Source organism: uncultured Jannaschia sp. (assembly GCF_947494025.1).
Lineage (GTDB): Bacteria > Pseudomonadota > Alphaproteobacteria > Rhodobacterales > Rhodobacteraceae > Jannaschia.
Map to the genome: position 1 here is coordinate 33052 of NZ_CANLTQ010000001.1, position 16411 is coordinate 49462.

Annotated in this window: 18 protein-coding genes and 1 pseudogene; 18 read left to right on the forward strand and 1 reads right to left on the reverse strand. The window is 67.7% G+C overall.

The features are described from left to right. Nucleotides 1-133 precede the first annotated feature (133 nt). The 3 genes from Q1B08_RS00210 (at nt 134) to Q1B08_RS00220 (ending at nt 1026) form a co-directional block, all read left to right on the forward strand. Entirely contained in the window at nt 134-265 is a 132-nt protein-coding gene (locus Q1B08_RS00210) for an entericidin A/B family lipoprotein (RefSeq protein WP_299812892.1), read from the forward strand. A 150-nt stretch (nt 266-415) separates the two neighbouring features. Further along, nucleotides 416-775: a hypothetical protein gene (locus Q1B08_RS00215; protein ID WP_299812895.1), complete on the forward strand. Its 360-nt coding sequence runs from the start codon at nt 416-418 to the stop codon at nt 773-775. Nucleotides 776-861: 86 nt separating this feature from the next. Beyond that, complete coding sequence (locus Q1B08_RS00220) at nt 862-1026, forward strand: hypothetical protein (protein ID WP_299812898.1); 165 nt, start codon at nt 862-864, stop codon at nt 1024-1026. 455 nt (nt 1027-1481) lie between these two features. Here Q1B08_RS00220 and lepA read toward each other — a convergent pair whose 3' ends face one another. Next, nucleotides 1482-3281 (reverse strand): translation elongation factor 4, encoded by a 1800-nt coding sequence (gene lepA, locus Q1B08_RS00225; RefSeq protein WP_299812901.1) that lies wholly within the window; start codon nt 3279-3281, stop codon nt 1482-1484. Nucleotides 3282-3867: 586 nt separating this feature from the next. Between lepA and Q1B08_RS00230 the strand changes: the two genes are divergently transcribed. From Q1B08_RS00230 to Q1B08_RS00295, 15 genes and pseudogenes are all read left to right on the forward strand, one after another. Beyond that, nucleotides 3868-5199, forward strand: coding sequence for an NAD(P)-dependent oxidoreductase (locus Q1B08_RS00230; protein WP_299812904.1), 1332 nt, complete (start codon nt 3868-3870; stop codon nt 5197-5199). After that, complete coding sequence (locus Q1B08_RS00235; protein ID WP_299812907.1) at nt 5196-5729, forward strand: hypothetical protein; 534 nt, start codon at nt 5196-5198, stop codon at nt 5727-5729. Before Q1B08_RS00230 ends, Q1B08_RS00235 begins: the two co-directional genes overlap by 4 nt. A gap of 9 nt (nt 5730-5738) precedes the next feature. Continuing rightward, complete coding sequence (locus tag Q1B08_RS00240; protein WP_299812910.1) at nt 5739-6527, forward strand: DNA-formamidopyrimidine glycosylase family protein; 789 nt, start codon at nt 5739-5741, stop codon at nt 6525-6527. A 20-nt stretch (nt 6528-6547) separates the two neighbouring features. Continuing rightward, nucleotides 6548-7852: an NAD-dependent dihydropyrimidine dehydrogenase subunit PreA gene (gene preA, locus Q1B08_RS00245; RefSeq protein WP_299812913.1), complete on the forward strand. Its 1305-nt coding sequence runs from the start codon at nt 6548-6550 to the stop codon at nt 7850-7852. 92 nt (nt 7853-7944) lie between these two features. Beyond that, a pseudogene (locus Q1B08_RS21950) lies at nt 7945-8154 on the forward strand (MarC family protein); the annotation flags it as partial. A 157-nt stretch (nt 8155-8311) separates the two neighbouring features. Next, the gene (locus Q1B08_RS21955) at nt 8312-8821 is read left to right on the forward strand and encodes a MarC family protein (RefSeq protein WP_366139954.1); all 510 of its coding nucleotides are present in this window, start codon (nt 8312-8314) and stop codon (nt 8819-8821) included. After that, complete coding sequence (locus Q1B08_RS00255) at nt 8724-9980, forward strand: Zn-dependent hydrolase (protein WP_299812916.1); 1257 nt, start codon at nt 8724-8726, stop codon at nt 9978-9980. Before Q1B08_RS21955 ends, Q1B08_RS00255 begins: the two co-directional genes overlap by 98 nt. Beyond that, nucleotides 9977-10228, forward strand: a complete 252-nt coding sequence (locus Q1B08_RS00260) for a hypothetical protein (RefSeq protein WP_299812919.1) — start codon at nt 9977-9979, stop codon at nt 10226-10228. Before Q1B08_RS00255 ends, Q1B08_RS00260 begins: the two co-directional genes overlap by 4 nt. A 16-nt stretch (nt 10229-10244) precedes the next feature. Then, entirely contained in the window at nt 10245-11708 is a 1464-nt protein-coding gene (gene hydA / locus Q1B08_RS00265; RefSeq protein ID WP_299812922.1) for a dihydropyrimidinase, read from the forward strand. 6 nt (nt 11709-11714) lie between these two features. Beyond that, nucleotides 11715-12146, forward strand: a complete 432-nt coding sequence (locus Q1B08_RS00270) for a VOC family protein (RefSeq protein WP_299812925.1) — start codon at nt 11715-11717, stop codon at nt 12144-12146. After that, nucleotides 12143-12916, forward strand: a complete 774-nt coding sequence (locus Q1B08_RS00275; RefSeq protein WP_299812928.1) for an ABC transporter ATP-binding protein — start codon at nt 12143-12145, stop codon at nt 12914-12916. Before Q1B08_RS00270 ends, Q1B08_RS00275 begins: the two co-directional genes overlap by 4 nt. Then, entirely contained in the window at nt 12913-13341 is a 429-nt protein-coding gene (locus tag Q1B08_RS00280) for a GNAT family N-acetyltransferase (protein ID WP_299812931.1), read from the forward strand. The genes Q1B08_RS00275 and Q1B08_RS00280 overlap by 4 nt, the downstream gene beginning before the upstream one ends. 56 nt (nt 13342-13397) lie before the next feature. Continuing rightward, nucleotides 13398-14330, forward strand: coding sequence for an ABC transporter permease subunit (locus Q1B08_RS00285; protein WP_299814832.1), 933 nt, complete (start codon nt 13398-13400; stop codon nt 14328-14330). A 62-nt stretch (nt 14331-14392) separates the two neighbouring features. Next, nucleotides 14393-15154: an ABC transporter permease gene (locus tag Q1B08_RS00290; protein WP_299814835.1), complete on the forward strand. Its 762-nt coding sequence runs from the start codon at nt 14393-14395 to the stop codon at nt 15152-15154. A 195-nt stretch (nt 15155-15349) separates the two neighbouring features. Beyond that, nucleotides 15350-16336, forward strand: coding sequence for an ABC transporter substrate-binding protein (locus Q1B08_RS00295; RefSeq protein ID WP_299812934.1), 987 nt, complete (start codon nt 15350-15352; stop codon nt 16334-16336). The last annotated feature ends 75 nt before the right edge of the window (nt 16337-16411 follow it).

The following is a 16411-nucleotide window of genomic DNA, read 5'->3' on the forward strand; positions in this document are numbered from 1 at the left end:
GGGCAGGGTTCCGTCGGCTGCGGCCGGGCGGCGGGGCGCCGGATAGACCGGGCGTCAAATGGACCCGGGGGAACGCGATGGCGGTCCGCGCGTTCGGTCGGCGTACGGAACCACGCTCGAAGGGAGCCACTTCATGAAACCGTTTCTGATCCTCGCCGCCCTCGTCACCACGCTCGCGGCCTGCGAGACCACCGAAGGATTCGGGCAGGACGTCCAGGCCGGCGGCCGGGCGATCGAGAACACCGCCGAAGACGCGATGAACTGATCGCCGGGCGCCCTCCGGCATCGGATTGTCCGCACGGACCCGAACGCGCCTCCGCCGACCGGCCGGGGGCGCGCTGTCGTTCGGGTCATGCGCCCTCGCCTTTAAAGGCATCGTCCGGCAGAGTGAATGCGGACCCACAGGAGCGTCGCCATGTTCACCGCCCGCAACGCCGTCATCGCCGCCGTCGGCGGGATCGTCGGCTGCATCGCCAATTCCATCGCGATCACCGCGCTGGCCGGAGCGCCGCTCCTGCCGCTGATCCTCAGCCCGGGACGAGAGTTCTTCTCGATCCTGTTCGCGATGGCACTGATCCCGATCTTCGCGCGGATGTCCGGGGCGGCCGCGTGGATCGTCGGGTTCGTGGTGCTGAACGCGCTCGCCTCGCTCTCGGCCAAGCTGATCTGGGGCGCGGGGGCGCCGTGGGGTTTCGTGCTGCTGGTCAACGGGTTCTATGCCATCGCCGCGGTCGCGATCTACGCGCTTGCCCCGCGCGGAACCGTGCGGGCCTGAGACAGATTTACCTACGTCGAGGGAGACGGCCCAACGCGGGCCGTCCCGACATTACCGGAAAGGTTGCGCCCGTGAAGAACCCTTGGATGAGTGCATGGCTGTCCGCCGCCAACAAGGCCGCCGCCCCCGCCCGCGGCGAGATGATGGCCGAGATGAGCCGTCAGCAGACCACGATGATGAAGGCTTGGACCGAAGCCTGGATGCAGATGTGGATGCCTTGGGCGAAGCCCGGTCGCGCGCGGCGCGATTGAAGGCCCGGTGGGGCGTTCAAAGGGCTGAGCGCGATCCCCGAGGATCGCGTACGATGGAACAATAAGGTTGGCCAGAAAGCCCCGACCCACCGATCGTCACTATCCAGTCGCTCTCTGGTCTATAAAACATCTTATTTTCTGCAATATCTCGTCCAGCCGTAAGTACTACTTTGCGCAGCCCTGAAAGCATTATCAATTCCGTCAGTCAGCGCGATTGATAGATCGACTAGCGCATAAGGAATATGCTTTTCTCGAAGCACCTTCTGGTACAGCCACGTCTTACCGTTTCCGCTATCGCCAAAAATCGCAATATATCGTAATATGGTGATTGCCTCTTAAGGCACGATCAAAACGCTTCTCTAATGTTCTGCGTTCAACCTACATATCTACATTCAACGGCTTGCGAGGAGTAAAGACTTCCTCAGGATCTGGTCGCATCCCAAACAGATTTCTCATCATCCATCCATCTTTAGCGCCGAGATAAACGCGCTCTGCGGGATCTCCACCTTCCCGAACTGGCGCATCTTCTTCTTGCCCGCCTTCTGCTTCTCCAGCAGTTTCTTCTTCCGCGTCGCGTCCCCACCGTAGCATTTCGCCGTCACGTCCTTGCGCATGGCCGAGAGCGTCTCGCGGGCCACGACGCGGCCGCCGATGGCCGCCTGGATGGGGATCTTGAACATGTGGCGGGGAATGAGCTCCTTCAGCTTCTCGACCATCGCCCGGCCCCGCGCCTCGGCCCGGTCGCGGTGGACCATGGTCGACAGCGCGTCCACCGGCTCCTCGTTGACGAGGATCGACATCTTGACCAGCGCGTCCTCCCGGTAGCCGATCATCTGGTAGTCGAAGCTGGCATAGCCCTTCGTCACCGATTTCAGCCGGTCGTAGAAGTCGAACACCACCTCGTTGAGCGGCAGGTCGTAGACCACCATCGCCCGCGGCCCGGCATAGGTCAGGTCGAGCTGGATGCCCCGCCGGTCCTGGCAGAGCTTGAGCACGTCGCCGAGGTAGTCGTCGGGCACGAGGATCGTCGCCTTGATCCGTGGCTCCTCGATATGGTCGACCAGCGTGAGGTCGGGCATGTCGGCGGGGTTGTGCAGCTCCGACACCTCGCCGTCGCGCATGTGGATGCGGTAGACGACCGAGGGCGCGGTGGTGATCAGGTCGATGTCGTATTCGCGCTCTAGCCGGTCCCGGATCACCTCGAGATGCAGCAGCCCGAGGAAGCCGCAGCGGAACCCGAAGCCCAAAGCGGCCGAGGTCTCGACCTCGGACGAGAAGCTGGCGTCGTTGAGCGAGAGCTTCTCGATGGCGTCGCGCAGATCCTCGAACTCGGCGGCGTCCACCGGGAACAGCCCGCAGAACACGACCGGGACGGAGGGCTTGAACCCCGGCAACGGGGTCGTCGCGCCGTTCTTGTCGTGGGTGATCGTGTCGCCCACACGCGTGTCGCGGACCTGCTTGATGGAGGCGGTAAGGAAGCCGATCTCCCCCGGCCCCAGCACGTCGATCTCGGTCATGGGCGGACGGAACACCCCGATCCGGTCGACATGGTGGGTGGTGCCGTTGGCCATGAACTTGACTCGGTCGCCCTTGCGCAAGCGGCCGTCGACGATGCGAACGAGGACGATCACGCCGAGATAGGCGTCGTACCAGCTATCCACGAGCATCGCCTTCAGCGGCGCGTCGGCGTCCCCCTGCGGCGCGGGCAGGCGATCAACGATGGCCTGCAGCGTCGCGGTGATCCCCTGCCCCGTCTTGGCCGAGACGAGGAGCGCCTCGGATGCGTCGATGCCGATCACGTCCTCGATCTGCTCGCGCACGCGCTCGGGCTCGGAGGCGGGCAGGTCGATCTTGTTGAGAACCGGCACGATCTCGTGGTCGGCGTCGATGGCCTGGTAGACATTGGCGAGCGTCTGCGCCTCCACCCCCTGCGTCGAGTCGACCACGAGGAGCGAGCCCTCAACCGCCCGCATGGAACGCGACACCTCGTAGGCGAAGTCCACGTGGCCGGGCGTGTCGATCAGGTTGAGGACGTATTCCCGCCCGTCCGCCGCCGTCCAGTCGATGCGGACGGTGTTGGCCTTGATGGTGATGCCCCGCTCGCGCTCGATATCCATCGCGTCGAGGATCTGTTCCTTCATGTCGCGCGTGGCGACGGTGTTCGTCTCCTGGATCAGGCGGTCGGCAAGGGTCGACTTGCCGTGGTCGATATGCGCGACGATGGAGAAGTTGCGAATGCGCGAGAGGTCGGTCATTGGGCACGGCCTTCATGGGGTTTGGTCGGGGATACAACGCGCGCGTGTTGGGCGGAAGGGCTCCTTCCGATACCAGACGCCCCTCGGGCGAGGATGTCGCCCTCGAGATCGTCTCAGGCGACGCCGCGCAGCGTAGGCCCGTCAGGCTCATAACCAGCGTAGCGACGTCGGCCATCGCGTCCTTGTTGTGGACGGCCTCGTGGATGACGGCGCCGCAGGATGCGTCTTGTTGCAGGTCGTCGACCCCAGATCGGGTTCGCTCGCATCGCAGGGGTATTCCATGGACCGGATATCGGCGACCGTCGACGTCACCGGATCGAGCCGGCAGGGATCCTGCCGCCCGGCATCGGACCGATCCCGGGAACCGTCGAAAGACGAAAGTGGGGCGGGGGAGCGTAGCGCTCTCGAAGACCGCGTGCTGACGATACCTGGCCGAACCGATACAGGGACTTGGATATCCGGGGCCGGCGCGCGGAGCCGATCCCGTCGAACGCGTCAGCGCGAGGCTCGACGGGCCGCGTGCGCAAAACCTGTTGCACGTTTCCACGCGTCTGCCAGTGTAGGCCCGACGGCGAACGAGGCGGACATGACGGAAACGATGCGGCTGGACGGTATTCGCGCGGGGCGACTCGGACCCGAGGATCTGACGCGGAACTTCTCGGATCTGCATCCACGCTTCTCCGATCACGAGGCGCTCGTCGCCGCGGACCGGTGCTACTTCTGCCACGACGCGCCCTGCGTCACCGCCTGCCCGACCGACATCGACATCCCCCTCTTCATCCGCCAGATCGCGACAGGGATGGAGGACGCGGCCGCCAGGACGATCTTTCAGCAGAACATCCTCGGCGGCATGTGCGCCCGCGTCTGTCCGACGGAGACGCTTTGCGAGGAGGTCTGCGTGCGCCAGGTCGCCGAGGGCAAACCGGTCGAGATCGGCCGTCTGCAACGCTTCGCGACCGACTCGATGATGGCGGCGGGCGAGCACCCCTTCACCCGCGCGCCCGAGACAGGCCGCCGTGTCGCGATCGTGGGCGCCGGGCCCGCGGGCCTTTCTTGCGCGCACCGGCTGGCGATGCTCGGCCATTCGGTCACGATCTACGATGCCCGCGCGAAACCGGGCGGGCTGAACGAATACGGCATCGCGGAATACAAGACCCCCGGCGGCTTCGCGCAGGCGGAGGTGGACTGGCTCCTCAAAATCGGCGGAATCACGGTCGAAACCGGCCGCACCATCGGGGCGGGCCTCGCGCTCGAAGCGCTTCGCAACGACCATGACGCAGTGTTTCTCGGCATCGGGCTCGGCGGGGTCGGCGCGCTCGGCCTGGAGGGGGAGGCGCTGGGCGGCGCCGACAACGCCGTCGATTTCATCGCCGCCCTGCGGCAGCAGGACGACCTGACGCAGCTTCCCATCGGCCGCAACGTCGTCGTGATCGGCGGCGGGATGACCGCGGTGGATGCCGCGGTGCAGTCGAAGCTCCTCGGGGCGGAAAATGTCACCATCGCCTACCGCCGCGCGCGCGACCGCATGCCGGCCAGCCGATGGGAGCAGGACCTCGCCGCGAGCCACGGCGTTCGTCTCGTCTTCGGGGTGGTCCCCCATGCGCTTCACGGCGACGACCGGCTGCGCGAGGTGGAACTGGCCTATGTCGGCCCCGACATGGCGCCGACAGGCGAGACGTTCCGCTTGCCCGCCGATCAGCTCTTCCGTGCCATCGGTCAGAAGCTCGTCGCCGTCGAGGGGATCGCGCTCGAAGGCGGCAAGATCGCGGTGACCGGAGCGGGCCGCACCTCGGTCGAGGGCGTCTGGGCCGGCGGTGACTGCGCGGCGGGTGGACAGGATCTCACGGTCACCGCCGTTGCCGAGGGTCGTGACGCGGCGATGGACATTCATGCCTCGCTGACCGATGGTCGCGTATGAAAAAATCCAAAGCAGCCGCTCCGCCCAAACCCGCAGCCCTGACCGAGAAGGAGCTCGCGGCACGCAACGATGCGGCGCTTGCCCGTGTCGGGGCGATGGACGATCCCGGCAAGATCCGGAACCTGATAGCCAATGCCGATCGGATGGGGGTCGGCAACGTTCGCGATGCAGCCTTCCGACGCCTGGCAACCGTTCTCGCCGAGGGCGAACCCGGAAGCGTCGAGCATGATTTCTGGCAGACGATCCACGCCTTCGAAGAGCTTTTGAAGGACGAGCGCGGCAAGACGGTTCGCCTGTCCCGCACCCGCCAGAAGATCGCGCGCGTGGGCGAACGCAAGACGCTCGCGGATTTCGCCGAGGCCACGAAGGAAACGCAGGGCTTCGAGTTGCTTATGGCGCGGCACATGCCTGAGTTGACCGGCGAGGCCATCATCCTGCGTCATCCCGACGATTTCGATGCCGCGACCCGTGACGCCGCGACCGCCCGCCTCGAGGGCGCGGGGGTGGATGTCGCGACGCTCGGCGCCTGAGGCGGGCCGATGCCGGAACTGCCCGAGGTCGAGACCTTCCGACGGCGCATCGAGGCCGGCGCGCTGAACCGCACCATCGCGGGGATCCGGCCGGGCAACGACACCTGCCATGTCGAGCTGCCGGACGCGGCGGCGCTGACACAGTTCGAGGGGCACCAGTTCACGCAGACCCGGCGTCACGGGAAGTACATCTTCGTGGGATCCGCCTCGGGTCCGTGGCTCAACCTGCATATGGGCATGTCCGGCTCGGTCCGGGTCTACGACGTCGCCGAGGGCGATCCGGACTACGCGCGGCTCGTCGTGAGCTTCGAGGGGGACCGCCGAATGGCCTTTCGCGACCCGCGCAAGTTCGGCTGGATCAGGGTGGTGGAGGATCCGGACGCGGAGATCGCGCGGCTCGGCCTTGGGCCCGACGCGCTCGAGATCGACGCAGCGGGCTTCGCCGACCGGATGGAGGGACGCGGCGCGATCAAGTCCGCGCTGCTCGATCAGGCGAAGGTCTGCGGGATCGGCAATCTCTGGGCCGACGAGACCCTGTATCAGACCGGCATCCATCCCGACACGCGCGCCGGAGACCTGTCCGAAGCGCAGCGCGCCGACCTGCACCGCGCCTTCGGCCGCATTCTCAAGAGTGTCAGCGACGTCGACGCGCATTACGCCGACCTGCCCGATCCCTGGCTCATCCACCGGCGGAAGGCAGGCCACGAATGCGGCCGCTGCGAGGGAACCATCGCAAGCAGGAAGGTCGGCGGCCGCACGTCCTTCTTCTGCGCCGACCATCAGGACCGCGTGTCCTGACCCACAAGAAAGGTGACGCCATGGCCGACCTGACGACCGACTTCGTGGGCATCCACAGCCCGAACCCGTTCTGGCTCGCCTCCGCGCCGCCGACGGACAAGGAATACAACGTCCGCCGCGCCTTCGAGGCCGGTTGGGGCGGTGTCGTCTGGAAGACGCTCGGCGCCGAAGGCCCGCCCGTGGTCAACGTCAACGGCCCCCGTTACGGCGCGATCTACGGCGCGGACCGGCGGGTGCTCGGGCTCAACAATATCGAGCTCATCACCGACCGTCCGCTCGAGACCAATCTCGAGGAGATGGCACGGGTGAAGGCGGACTATCCCGACCGCGCGCTGATCGCCTCCATCATGGTCCCCTGCGAGGAGGCGGCGTGGAAGGCGATCCTGCCGCGCGTGGCCGAGACCGGCGCCGACGGGATCGAGCTGAACTTCGGTTGCCCCCACGGGATGAGCGAGCGCGGCATGGGGTCCGCCGTGGGACAGGTGCCCGAATACATCGAGATGGTCACCCGCTGGTGCAAGCAGTACTACGACCGTCCGGTGATCGTGAAGCTCACGCCCAACATCGCCGACATCCGCAAGCCCGCCAGGGCGGCGAGGAACGGCGGTGCCGACGCGGTCAGCCTGATCAACACGATCAACTCGATCACCTCGGTCGATCTCGACCTGATGGCCCCCGAGCCCACGATCGACGGCAAGGGCAGCCACGGCGGCTATTGCGGCCCGGCGGTGAAGCCCATAGCGCTCTCCATGGTCTCCGAGATCGCGCGCGACCCGGCGACGTACGGCCTGCCGATCTCCGGCATCGGCGGCATCACGACCTGGCGCGACGCGGCGGAGTTCATGGCCCTAGGCTGCGGCTCGGTGCAGGTCTGCACGGCGGCGATGACCTACGGCTTCCGCGTGGTGGAGGAGATGAAGGCGGGCCTGTCGCGCTGGATGGACGAAAAGGGCTACGCCACGCTGGACGAGGTCGTCGGCCGCGCGGTGCCCAACGTCACCGACTGGAAGCACCTGAACCTGAACTACGTGACCAAGGCGCGGATCGACCAGGATCTCTGCATCAAGTGCGGGCGCTGCTATGCCGCCTGCGAGGACACCTCGCATCAGGCGATCGGCATGTCCCCGGACCGGACTTTCACCGTGATCGACGCGGAATGCGTGGCCTGCAACCTTTGCATCGACGTCTGCCCGGTCGAGGATTGCATCGACATGGTCCGGCTCGCCCCGGGCGAGACCGATCCACGGACCGGCAAGGTCGTAAAGGCGGAGCCTGCCGACTGGACCACGCATCCCAACAATCCGGGTGCGATGGCCGCCGAATAGGCTGGAGCCGGCGGGGGCGGGCCGGGAGGCGGACGATAATCCCGCCCTGGCCCGCCTCGACCCGGGGCTCGACATGGACGTATCCGCCCCGCATGCGGAATTTCATCACGCTCTTCGTGGTGACCGACCGGATCGGCACCCTGCCCGTCTTCTATTTCGCGACGACCGGCGTGCCGTCGCATTTCCACCGCCGCTTCGCGATGCGTGACGTGGCCGTCGCCGGCGCGGTGCTCCTGCTGTTCCTCGTGGCCGGTCAGATCCTGCTCCAGGCTTTGGGCCACCGGTTCGGCTCGTTCCGGATCGCGGGCGGGATCGTCCTCTTCCTGTTCGCGCCGACGACGATCTTCGGCGAGTCGAAACCCTCCCGCGGGATCGAGGAGACGGGCCGCGACACACGGAGAGACGGTCTTTCCGCTGGCCGTGCCGTCGATTGCGTCGCCCGGCGCGATGCTAGCGATCATGGTGCTGACCGACACCCATCGCAACTCCGTCCCCGACCAGATCGTCACGGCGACGCTGCTCCTCGCGGTGCTGTTGATCACGCTCGTCGTCCTGCTCGTGGGAACGCGGCTGACGAAGCTCGTCGGAACGACCGGGGCGAGCGTCATCAGCCGGATGATGGGGATCGTGCCGGCGACGGTCGCGGTTGCCGCCGTACCGGGCGGGCTCCAGGCGCTCGGCGTGATGCGCCTTTCGTCGGGCGGACCGCTTTGGGTCGAGAACGAACCCCGGACCGCCGGTATCGGTCGATCTGCGGACATCGACGAGGACTGCCCGGACGGAATGTGCCGCGACCCGACACGCGCCATTGACCTCCTTCGACCCCGTGGTAGCGTTTCGTCGACTTATATACCGAACCGCAGGAGCCCCGATGACAGCCGCAGGACAGAACCTCCGGATCGACCCCGACCGTCTCTGGGACAGCCTGATGGAGATGGCCGAGATCGGGCCCGGCGTGGCTGGTGGTAGCAACCGGCAGACCCTGACCGACGCGGATGCCGAGGGGCGCGCGCTCTTCAAGTCCTGGTGCGACGCGGCCGGGCTCGAAACCGGGGTGGACAAGCTCGGCAACATGTTCGCCACCCGCGCGGGCGAGGATCCTGCGGCCGATCCGGTCTATGTCGGCTCCCACCTCGACACGCAGCCCACGGGCGGCAAGTACGACGGCGTTCTGGGCGTTCTGGGCGGGCTTGAACTCGTGCGCACGCTGAACGACCTCGGCATCCGCACCAAGCATCCCATCGTCGTCACGAACTGGACGAATGAGGAAGGCACCCGCTTCGCACCCGCGATGCTCGCGTCCGGGGTCTTCGCGGGCATCCATACGCAGGACTGGGTCGAGGCCAGGACCGACGTCAACGGCGCGCGGTTCGGAGAGGAGCTCGACCGCATCGGCTGGCGTGGCGAGGAAGAGGTCGGTGCCCGCCGCGACCGGATGCGCGCCTACTTCGAGCTGCATATCGAGCAGGGCCCGATCCTGGAGGTCGAAGGCAAGGAGATCGGCGTGGTCACCCACGGGCAGGGCCTGTCCTGGACGCAGGTGACGGTGACCGGCAAGGACAGCCATACCGGCTCCACTCCCATGCCGATGCGAAAGAACGCGGGGCTTGCGATGGCGCGGCTCCTGATCGAGGTGGAGGAGATCGCCCTGTCGCACGCGCCCCATGCGGTCGGCGCGGCGGGCCATATCGAGGTCCATCCGAACTCGCGCAACGTGATCCCCGGCCGTGCGGTCTTCACCGTCGACTTCCGCTCTCCGGACCTCGCCGTGATCGAGGACATGGAGGCGAAGCTCGCCGCGGCGGCGGAGCGCATCGCCGCCGAGACGGGCATGGAGATCGCGCTCGAAAAGGTCGGCGGCTTCGATCCGGTCGCCTTCGACGAGGGCTGCGTCGCCGCCGTGCGGAGCGCGGCCGAGCGTCTGGGCCACTCCCACATGAACATCATTTCCGGCGCCGGCCACGACGCCTGCTGGATCAACCGCGTCGCGCCCACGGCGATGATCATGTGTCCCTGCGTCGACGGATTGAGCCACAACGAGGCCGAGGAAATCACCAAGGACTGGGCCCGCGCCGGCGCCGACGTGCTGCTGCACGCGGTTCTGGAGACGGCGGAGGTCGTATCGTGAATCCGCGCCTCGTCGCGGTGCTGTCGCTGGTCGCGCTCGCCGCCTGCGCCCCCTCGCCTAGCGGACCGGTCCCAGACCCGCAGGACTACGCGATAACCGAGGCGCCCGTGCCCTTCGCCGTGCGCCAGCTCCTGCCGCGCGGCGTGGTGGACCGGGACGTGCGGGTGGCTGACAATTGCTACGGCTATGTCTTCCAGGGCCGGGTCTATCCGGTCCTGAACCCGCGCGGCACGCAATACTGCATCTGATATTCGAGAGGGTTACATGTCGAAGGTCATCAAGAACGGCACCGTCGTCACCGCCGACCGCCAGTGGAAGGCGGACGTCCTGATCGAGGGAGAACGCATCGCGGCCGTGGGCGAGAACCTTTCGGGCGACGAGACCATCGACGCAACGGATGCCTACGTCATCCCCGGCGGCATCGACCCGCACACCCATCTGGAGATGCCCTTCATGGGCACCACCGCGACCGAGACCTTCGAGTCGGGCACATTCGCGGCGGCCGCGGGCGGAACCACGATGCTCGTGGACTTCTGCCTGCCGGGCGAGGACAAGCGCCTGCTGCCCGCCATCGACGAATGGGACCGGAAGTCCCGCGACCAGATCTGCACCGACATCTCCTACCACATGGCCATCGTCGGCTGGAACGAGACCATCTTCGACGAGATGGAGACGGTCGTGAAGGAACGGGGAATCAACAGCTTCAAGCACTTCATGGCCTACAAGGGCGCGCTGATGGTGGAGGACGACGAGATGTTCGCCTCCTTCCAGCGCTGCGCCGAACTGGGCGCCCTGCCGCTCGTCCATGCCGAGAACGGCGACGTCGTGGCGGCGCTGCAGCAGAAGTTCCTGGCCGAGGGCAATACCGGCCCCGAGGCCCACGCCTATTCCCGGCCCCCCGAGGTCGAGGGCGAGGCGGCGAACCGCGCCATCATGATCGCCGACGCCGCCGGCACGCCGCTCTACATCGTCCACGTCTCCTGCGAGCAGGCGCACGAGGCGATCCGGCGCGCGCGCCAGAAGGGGATGCGCGTCTACGGCGAGCCGCTGATCCAGCACCTGACGCTCGACGAGAGCGAGTATTTCAACCACGACTGGCAATACGCCGCCCGCCGCGTCATGTCCCCGCCCTTCCGCTCGAAGGTGCATCAGGACGGGCTCTGGGCCGGGCTCGCCGCCGGCTCGCTGCAGGTCGTGGCGACCGACCACGCCGCCTTCTCCGACGAGCAGAAGCGGATGGGGCGCGACGACTTCACGAAGATTCCGAACGGCACCGGCGGGCTCGAGGAGCGGATGGGGATGCTCTGGACGCGCGGGGTCGAAACCGGGCGCCTGACGCCGGAGGAGTTCGTCGCCGTCACCTCCACCAACATCGCCAAGATCCTGAACATCTATCCGACAAAGGGGGGGATCAATGTGGGCGGGGAGGCCGACATCGTGGTCTGGGACCCGTCGATCCACCGCACGGTTTCGGTCGCCAACCAGAAGTCGATCATCGACTACAACGTGTTCGAAGGCATGGAGCTGCGCGCCGCCCCCCGCTACACGCTCTCGCGCGGCGAGGTCATCTGGGCGCACGGCCAGAACTCGCAGCCGCGACCGGGTCGCGGCAAGTTCGTGCGCCGGCCCGCCTTCGCGAGCGCGCATACGGCGCTGTCGAAGTGGAAGTCGCTGAACACGCCGCGCAAGATCGAGCGCGATCCGCGGAATATTCCGGCGGGAGTTTGACCCCGCATGGAGGACCATGCGGCACCTTCTCTTTCGGGCCTTCTCGAAGCCGCTATCTATGTCGACGATCTGAATGCAGCCGAGCGGTTCTATAACGGCGTTCTCGGCCTTCCGGTCGTCCTGCGTCGGGATGGCGCCCATGTCTTCTTCAGGGCCGGCAACACGATCGTCCTCGCCTTTCGTCCGGAGATTACCCAAGCTCAGACAACCGACGGGCCACTGCCGGTTCCGCCCCACGGCGCCCAGGGACAGGGACATATCTGTTTCACCGCGGACGGCGCGATGCTCGATGCCTGGCGCGAACGGCTGGAGGATGCGGGGTTCGGGATCGAAGCGGACTTCGCCTGGCCGAACGGGGCGCGGTCGGTCTACGTGCGGGACCCGGCAGGCAATAGCGTCGAGTTCGCGGAACCGAGGTTGTGGGAGATCGCGGAATGACCGTCATCTCCGCCCGCTCTCTCGACCTCACCTTCCAGACCGGCGACGGCGCGGTCCACGCGCTCTCCGACATCAGTCTCGACATCGCCGAGGGCGAGTTCGTCTCCTTCATCGGTCCGTCTGGCTGTGGCAAGACGACGTTCCTGCGCTGCGTCGCGGCCCTCGAGCAGCCGACGGGCGGCAGCCTCACCGTCAACGGCATGTCCCCCGATGCGGCCCGGCAGGCTCGCGCCTACGGCTACGTGTTCCAGGCGGCGGGGCTCTACCCGTGGCGGACCATCGGGCGGAACGTGACGCTGCCGCTCGAGATCATGGGCTACCCCAAGACCGAGCGCCGGGAGCGGATGGAGCGCGTGCTGAAGCTCGTGGAGCTCGACCAGTTCGCCGGCAAATATCCCTGGCAGCTTTCGGGTGGCATGCAGCAGCGCGCCTCCATCGCCCGGGCGCTGGCCTTCGACGCGCCGATCCTCCTGATGGACGAACCCTTCGGCGCCTTGGACGAAATCGTGCGCGACCGGCTGAACGAGGAACTGCTGTCGCTCTGGACGCGCACCAACAAGACCATTCTCTTCGTGACCCATTCGATCCCCGAGGCGGTCTACCTTTCGACCCGCATCGTCGTCATGTCTCCGCGCCCGGGTCGCATCACCGACGTCATCGAAAGCCCCCTGCCCCGCGAGCGCCCGCTCGACATCCGCGACACGCCCGAGTTCCTCGCCGTCGCCCACCGCGTACGGGAGGGTCTGCGCGAGGGCATGGCGGCGGCATGATCCGGCCCGCCCGATCCGAGGACGCGCCGGCTTGCGCGGCAATCCGGAACGACTGGATCGACGCAACGCCGTGGATGCCGCGCGTCCACCCGCCCGACGACGTGGCGCGCCATTACCGAGAGAGCGTCCTGCCGGAGCAGCGTGTCTTCGTCGCCGAGCACGACAGCCGGATCGAGGGCTTCGTCGCGGTCGCCGCAGACGGCGAGACGGTGAGCGCGCTCTACCTTGCCCCGGAGGCGCGCGGACGAGGGATCGGCCCGACCCTCCTCGAAGCGGTGCGGGAGGGGGCGCAGCGGCTCTGGACGTTCCAGGCCAACGCGGGCGCGCAGCGATTCTATCGCCGCGAGGGCTTCCGCGAGATTCGGCGGACCGAGGGCGACAACGAGGAAGGTCTGCCCGACATCCTGTTCGAGCGCGGCACGTGACCGACGCGCCCCTGTCCGCACCCGGCGCCGGCGTCGGACGGTCCGGCCGCGTCGCGCTGCGCCGGCTCGGCGCGGGGCTCTGGCCCGTGCTGGTGGTGGTCGCGGGCCTCGTCGCGCTCTGGTACGCGGCCTGCATCCCGATGAACGCGCAGGGGAGCCTGCTCGAGGCGGAACGGGCGGAAATCGCCGTCGTCCCCGCGACCGCCGCCGAACGGCGCGACATGGGCGGGCTTGCGCTCGCCCTTGCCAACCCGAGCGTCGCCGCCGCGGGCGCCTTCGCGCAGGAGCGGCCGCGCCTGCCGGCCCCGCATCAAGTCGTGGTCGAACTCGTCGACAGCACGGTCGGTCTGATGATCACGTCGAAGCGCAGCCTCGTTTTCCACGCGGGCATCACCCTCGGCCCCACGTTGCTCGGCTTCGCCATCGGCAGCCTCGCGGGCATCCTCCTCGCCGTGGGCATCGTCCACAGCCGGGTCATGGACCTGTCGGTCATGCCCTGGGCCATCGCCTCCCAGACCATCCCGATCCTCGCCATCGCGCCGATGATCATCGTGGTGCTGAACTCGGTGGGCCTTCAGGGATTGCTGCCGAAGGCGATCATCTCGGCCTACCTGTCCTTCTTTCCGGTCCTCGTGGGAATGGTGAAGGGCCTGCGCGCGCCGGCCGCCTCCGACCTCGACCTGATGCGGACGTGGAACGCCTCGACCTTGCGCACGCTCGTCTCGCTCCGCCTGCCGACCTCGCTGCCCTACCTCTTCGCCTCGCTCAAGATCGCCGTGGCCGCCGCGCTGGTCGGCGCGATCATCGGCGAGCTGCCCACCGGCGCCGTCCGCGGTCTCGGCGCGCGGCTGCTGGCAGGGAGCTATTACGGGCAGACGATCCAGATCTGGTCGGCGCTCTTCGCCGCCGCCATCGTCGCGGCGGCGCTGGTGGCGCTGATCGCGGGGATCGAGCGGCTGACGTTGCGCCGGATGGGGCTCGCGCCGTGAAGGCGGTCGCGCTCCTCCTCGTCTGGGCGGCGCTCTGGGGCGCGAACGCGCGGATCGCGCGGATGCGGACGGGCGCATGGCTCGCGCCGGCGCTATTCGGCCTCACGCTCCTCGTCCTGTGGGAGGGCGTCGTCCGCCTGTTCGACATCCCCACCGTCATCCTGCCCGCGCCGAGCCAGATCGCCGGGGCGATTGCGGCCAACCCGCCCGTCCTTTGGGCCGACTTCGTGCAGACGGTCCTGAAGGGCGCGCTCACCGGCTGGTTGATCGGTTGCGCGGCGGGCGTTCTCGCAGCGCTGCTGGTGGCGCGGTCGGATTTCCTGCGCCGCGGTCTGCTGCCGGTCGGCAACTTCGTGGCCGCCCTGCCCATCGTCGGGACCGCGCCGATCCTCGTGATGTGGTTCGGATTCGGGTGGGAATCGAAGGCGGCGGTCGTGGTGGTGATGGTGTTCTTTCCGGTGCTCGTGAACACGGTGGCGGGGCTTGCCGACACGGGCGCGATGCAGCGCGACCTCATGCGGACCTACGGCGCGGCCCCCCGGCAGGAGCTGCGCTACCTGCGCATTCCCTCCGCGTTGCCTTTCGTTTTCAACGGCTTGAAGATCGCCACGACGCTCGCCCTGATCGGCGCCATCGTGGCGGAGTTCTTCGGCTCGCCCACGCAGGGCATGGGGTTCCGCATCTCGACCGAGGTCGGGCGGCTGAACCTGCCGATGGTCTGGGCCACGATCGTCGTCGCGGCCCTCGCCGGGAGCCTCAGCTACGGAGGGGTCGCGCTGCTCGAGCGCCGGCTGACCTTCTGGCACCCCTCGCAACGGCACTGAGGCGGCGTGTCACCCGCGTGTTACGGCTGTGTTACGGCTGTGGCACAGGTGTGGGACGCGCATCCGGACACGGGCCGAAAAGCCCGCGACCGCCCGCCGGACGCAGCGACGGGCTGGCGCAACGATTCCCGCGGTGCCATGCTTCCCGAAGCGGCCCCGGAAGCGGGCCGGACTCAAACCGACAGGGATACGATCATGAGAACGATGTTCGCAGCGGCCGTGCTGGCCGGAGGGTTCGCAGGCGCGGCGGCCGCGCAGGAGGACTCCGTCACGCTGCAGCTCAAATGGGTCACGCAGGCGCAGTTCGCCGGCTACTACGTCGCGCAGGAAGAGGGCTTCTACGCCGACGAGGGCCTCGACGTGACCATCCTGCCCGGCGGCCCCGACATCGCGCCCTCCCAGGTGCTTGCCGGCGGCGGCGCGGACGTGATGGTGGACTGGCTGCCCTCCGCGCTTTCGGCGCGCGAGAAGGGCCTGCCGATCGTCAACATCGCGCAGCCGTTCAACAGCTCGGGCCTGATGCTGACCTGCTGGAAGGATACCGGGATCGCGGGACCGGAGGATTTCCGCGGCCGCACGATCGGCGTCTGGTTCCAGGGCAACGAATATCCGTTCCTGAGCTGGATGAGCCAGGCGGGCATCCCGACCGGGGGCGGCGAGGACGGGATCACGGTGCTGAAGCAGGGCTTCAACGTCGACCCGCTGCTGCAGCGGCAGGCGGACTGCATCTCCACCATGACCTACAACGAGTACAACCAGGTGCTCGAGGCCGGCGTGTCCGAGGACGAGCTCGTGACCTTCAAGTACGAGGATCAGGGTGTCGCCACGCTCGAGGACGGGCTCTACGTGCTGGAGGAGAACCTCGAGGATCCGGCCTTCCGCGACAGGATGGTCCGCTTCGTGCGCGCCTCGATGCAGGGCTGGAACTGGGCCGGGGAGAACCCGGAGGAGGCCGCGATGATCGTGCTCGACAACGACGAGACCGGCGCCCAGACCGAGCAACACCAGATCGCGATGATGCAGGAGATCGCCAAGCTGACCGAAGGCACGGAGGGCGCGCTCGACGAGGCGGACTACCGGCGCACGGTGGACACGCTGCTCGCCGGCGGCTCCGATCCGGTGATCTCGCAGGAACCCGAGGGCGCCTGGACGCACGACATCACGGACGAAGCGCTGAACTGAGCGTCAGAGGCACGGCCCGGCGGACACAGCCGGGCCGCGTGGGCCACGCCGGACGTGTCGAGCGGATATGAGGGC

Bases quoted from the DNA above. Each gene is read 5' to 3' on its own strand.
- Q1B08_RS00210 (WP_299812892.1), top strand. From the start codon at position 134: ATGAAACCGTTTCTGATCCTCGCCGCCCTCGTCACCACGCTCGCGGCC.
- Q1B08_RS00215 (WP_299812895.1), top strand. From the start codon at position 416: ATGTTCACCGCCCGCAACGCCGTCATCGCCGCCGTCGGCGGGATCGTC.
- Q1B08_RS00220 (WP_299812898.1), top strand. From the start codon at position 862: ATGAGTGCATGGCTGTCCGCCGCCAACAAGGCCGCCGCCCCCGCCCGC.
- lepA (WP_299812901.1), bottom strand. From the start codon at position 3,281: ATGACCGACCTCTCGCGCATTCGCAACTTCTCCATCGTCGCGCATATC.
- Q1B08_RS00230 (WP_299812904.1), top strand. From the start codon at position 3,868: ATGACGGAAACGATGCGGCTGGACGGTATTCGCGCGGGGCGACTCGGA.
- Q1B08_RS00235 (WP_299812907.1), top strand. From the start codon at position 5,196: ATGAAAAAATCCAAAGCAGCCGCTCCGCCCAAACCCGCAGCCCTGACC.
- Q1B08_RS00240 (WP_299812910.1), top strand. From the start codon at position 5,739: ATGCCGGAACTGCCCGAGGTCGAGACCTTCCGACGGCGCATCGAGGCC.
- preA (WP_299812913.1), top strand. From the start codon at position 6,548: ATGGCCGACCTGACGACCGACTTCGTGGGCATCCACAGCCCGAACCCG.
- Q1B08_RS21955 (WP_366139954.1), top strand. From the start codon at position 8,312: ATGGTGCTGACCGACACCCATCGCAACTCCGTCCCCGACCAGATCGTC.
- Q1B08_RS00255 (WP_299812916.1), top strand. From the start codon at position 8,724: ATGACAGCCGCAGGACAGAACCTCCGGATCGACCCCGACCGTCTCTGG.
- hydA (WP_299812922.1), top strand. From the start codon at position 10,245: ATGTCGAAGGTCATCAAGAACGGCACCGTCGTCACCGCCGACCGCCAG.
- Q1B08_RS00270 (WP_299812925.1), top strand. From the start codon at position 11,715: ATGGAGGACCATGCGGCACCTTCTCTTTCGGGCCTTCTCGAAGCCGCT.
- Q1B08_RS00275 (WP_299812928.1), top strand. From the start codon at position 12,143: ATGACCGTCATCTCCGCCCGCTCTCTCGACCTCACCTTCCAGACCGGC.
- Q1B08_RS00280 (WP_299812931.1), top strand. From the start codon at position 12,913: ATGATCCGGCCCGCCCGATCCGAGGACGCGCCGGCTTGCGCGGCAATC.
- Q1B08_RS00290 (WP_299814835.1), top strand. From the start codon at position 14,393: ATGCGGACGGGCGCATGGCTCGCGCCGGCGCTATTCGGCCTCACGCTC.
- Q1B08_RS00295 (WP_299812934.1), top strand. From the start codon at position 15,350: ATGAGAACGATGTTCGCAGCGGCCGTGCTGGCCGGAGGGTTCGCAGGC.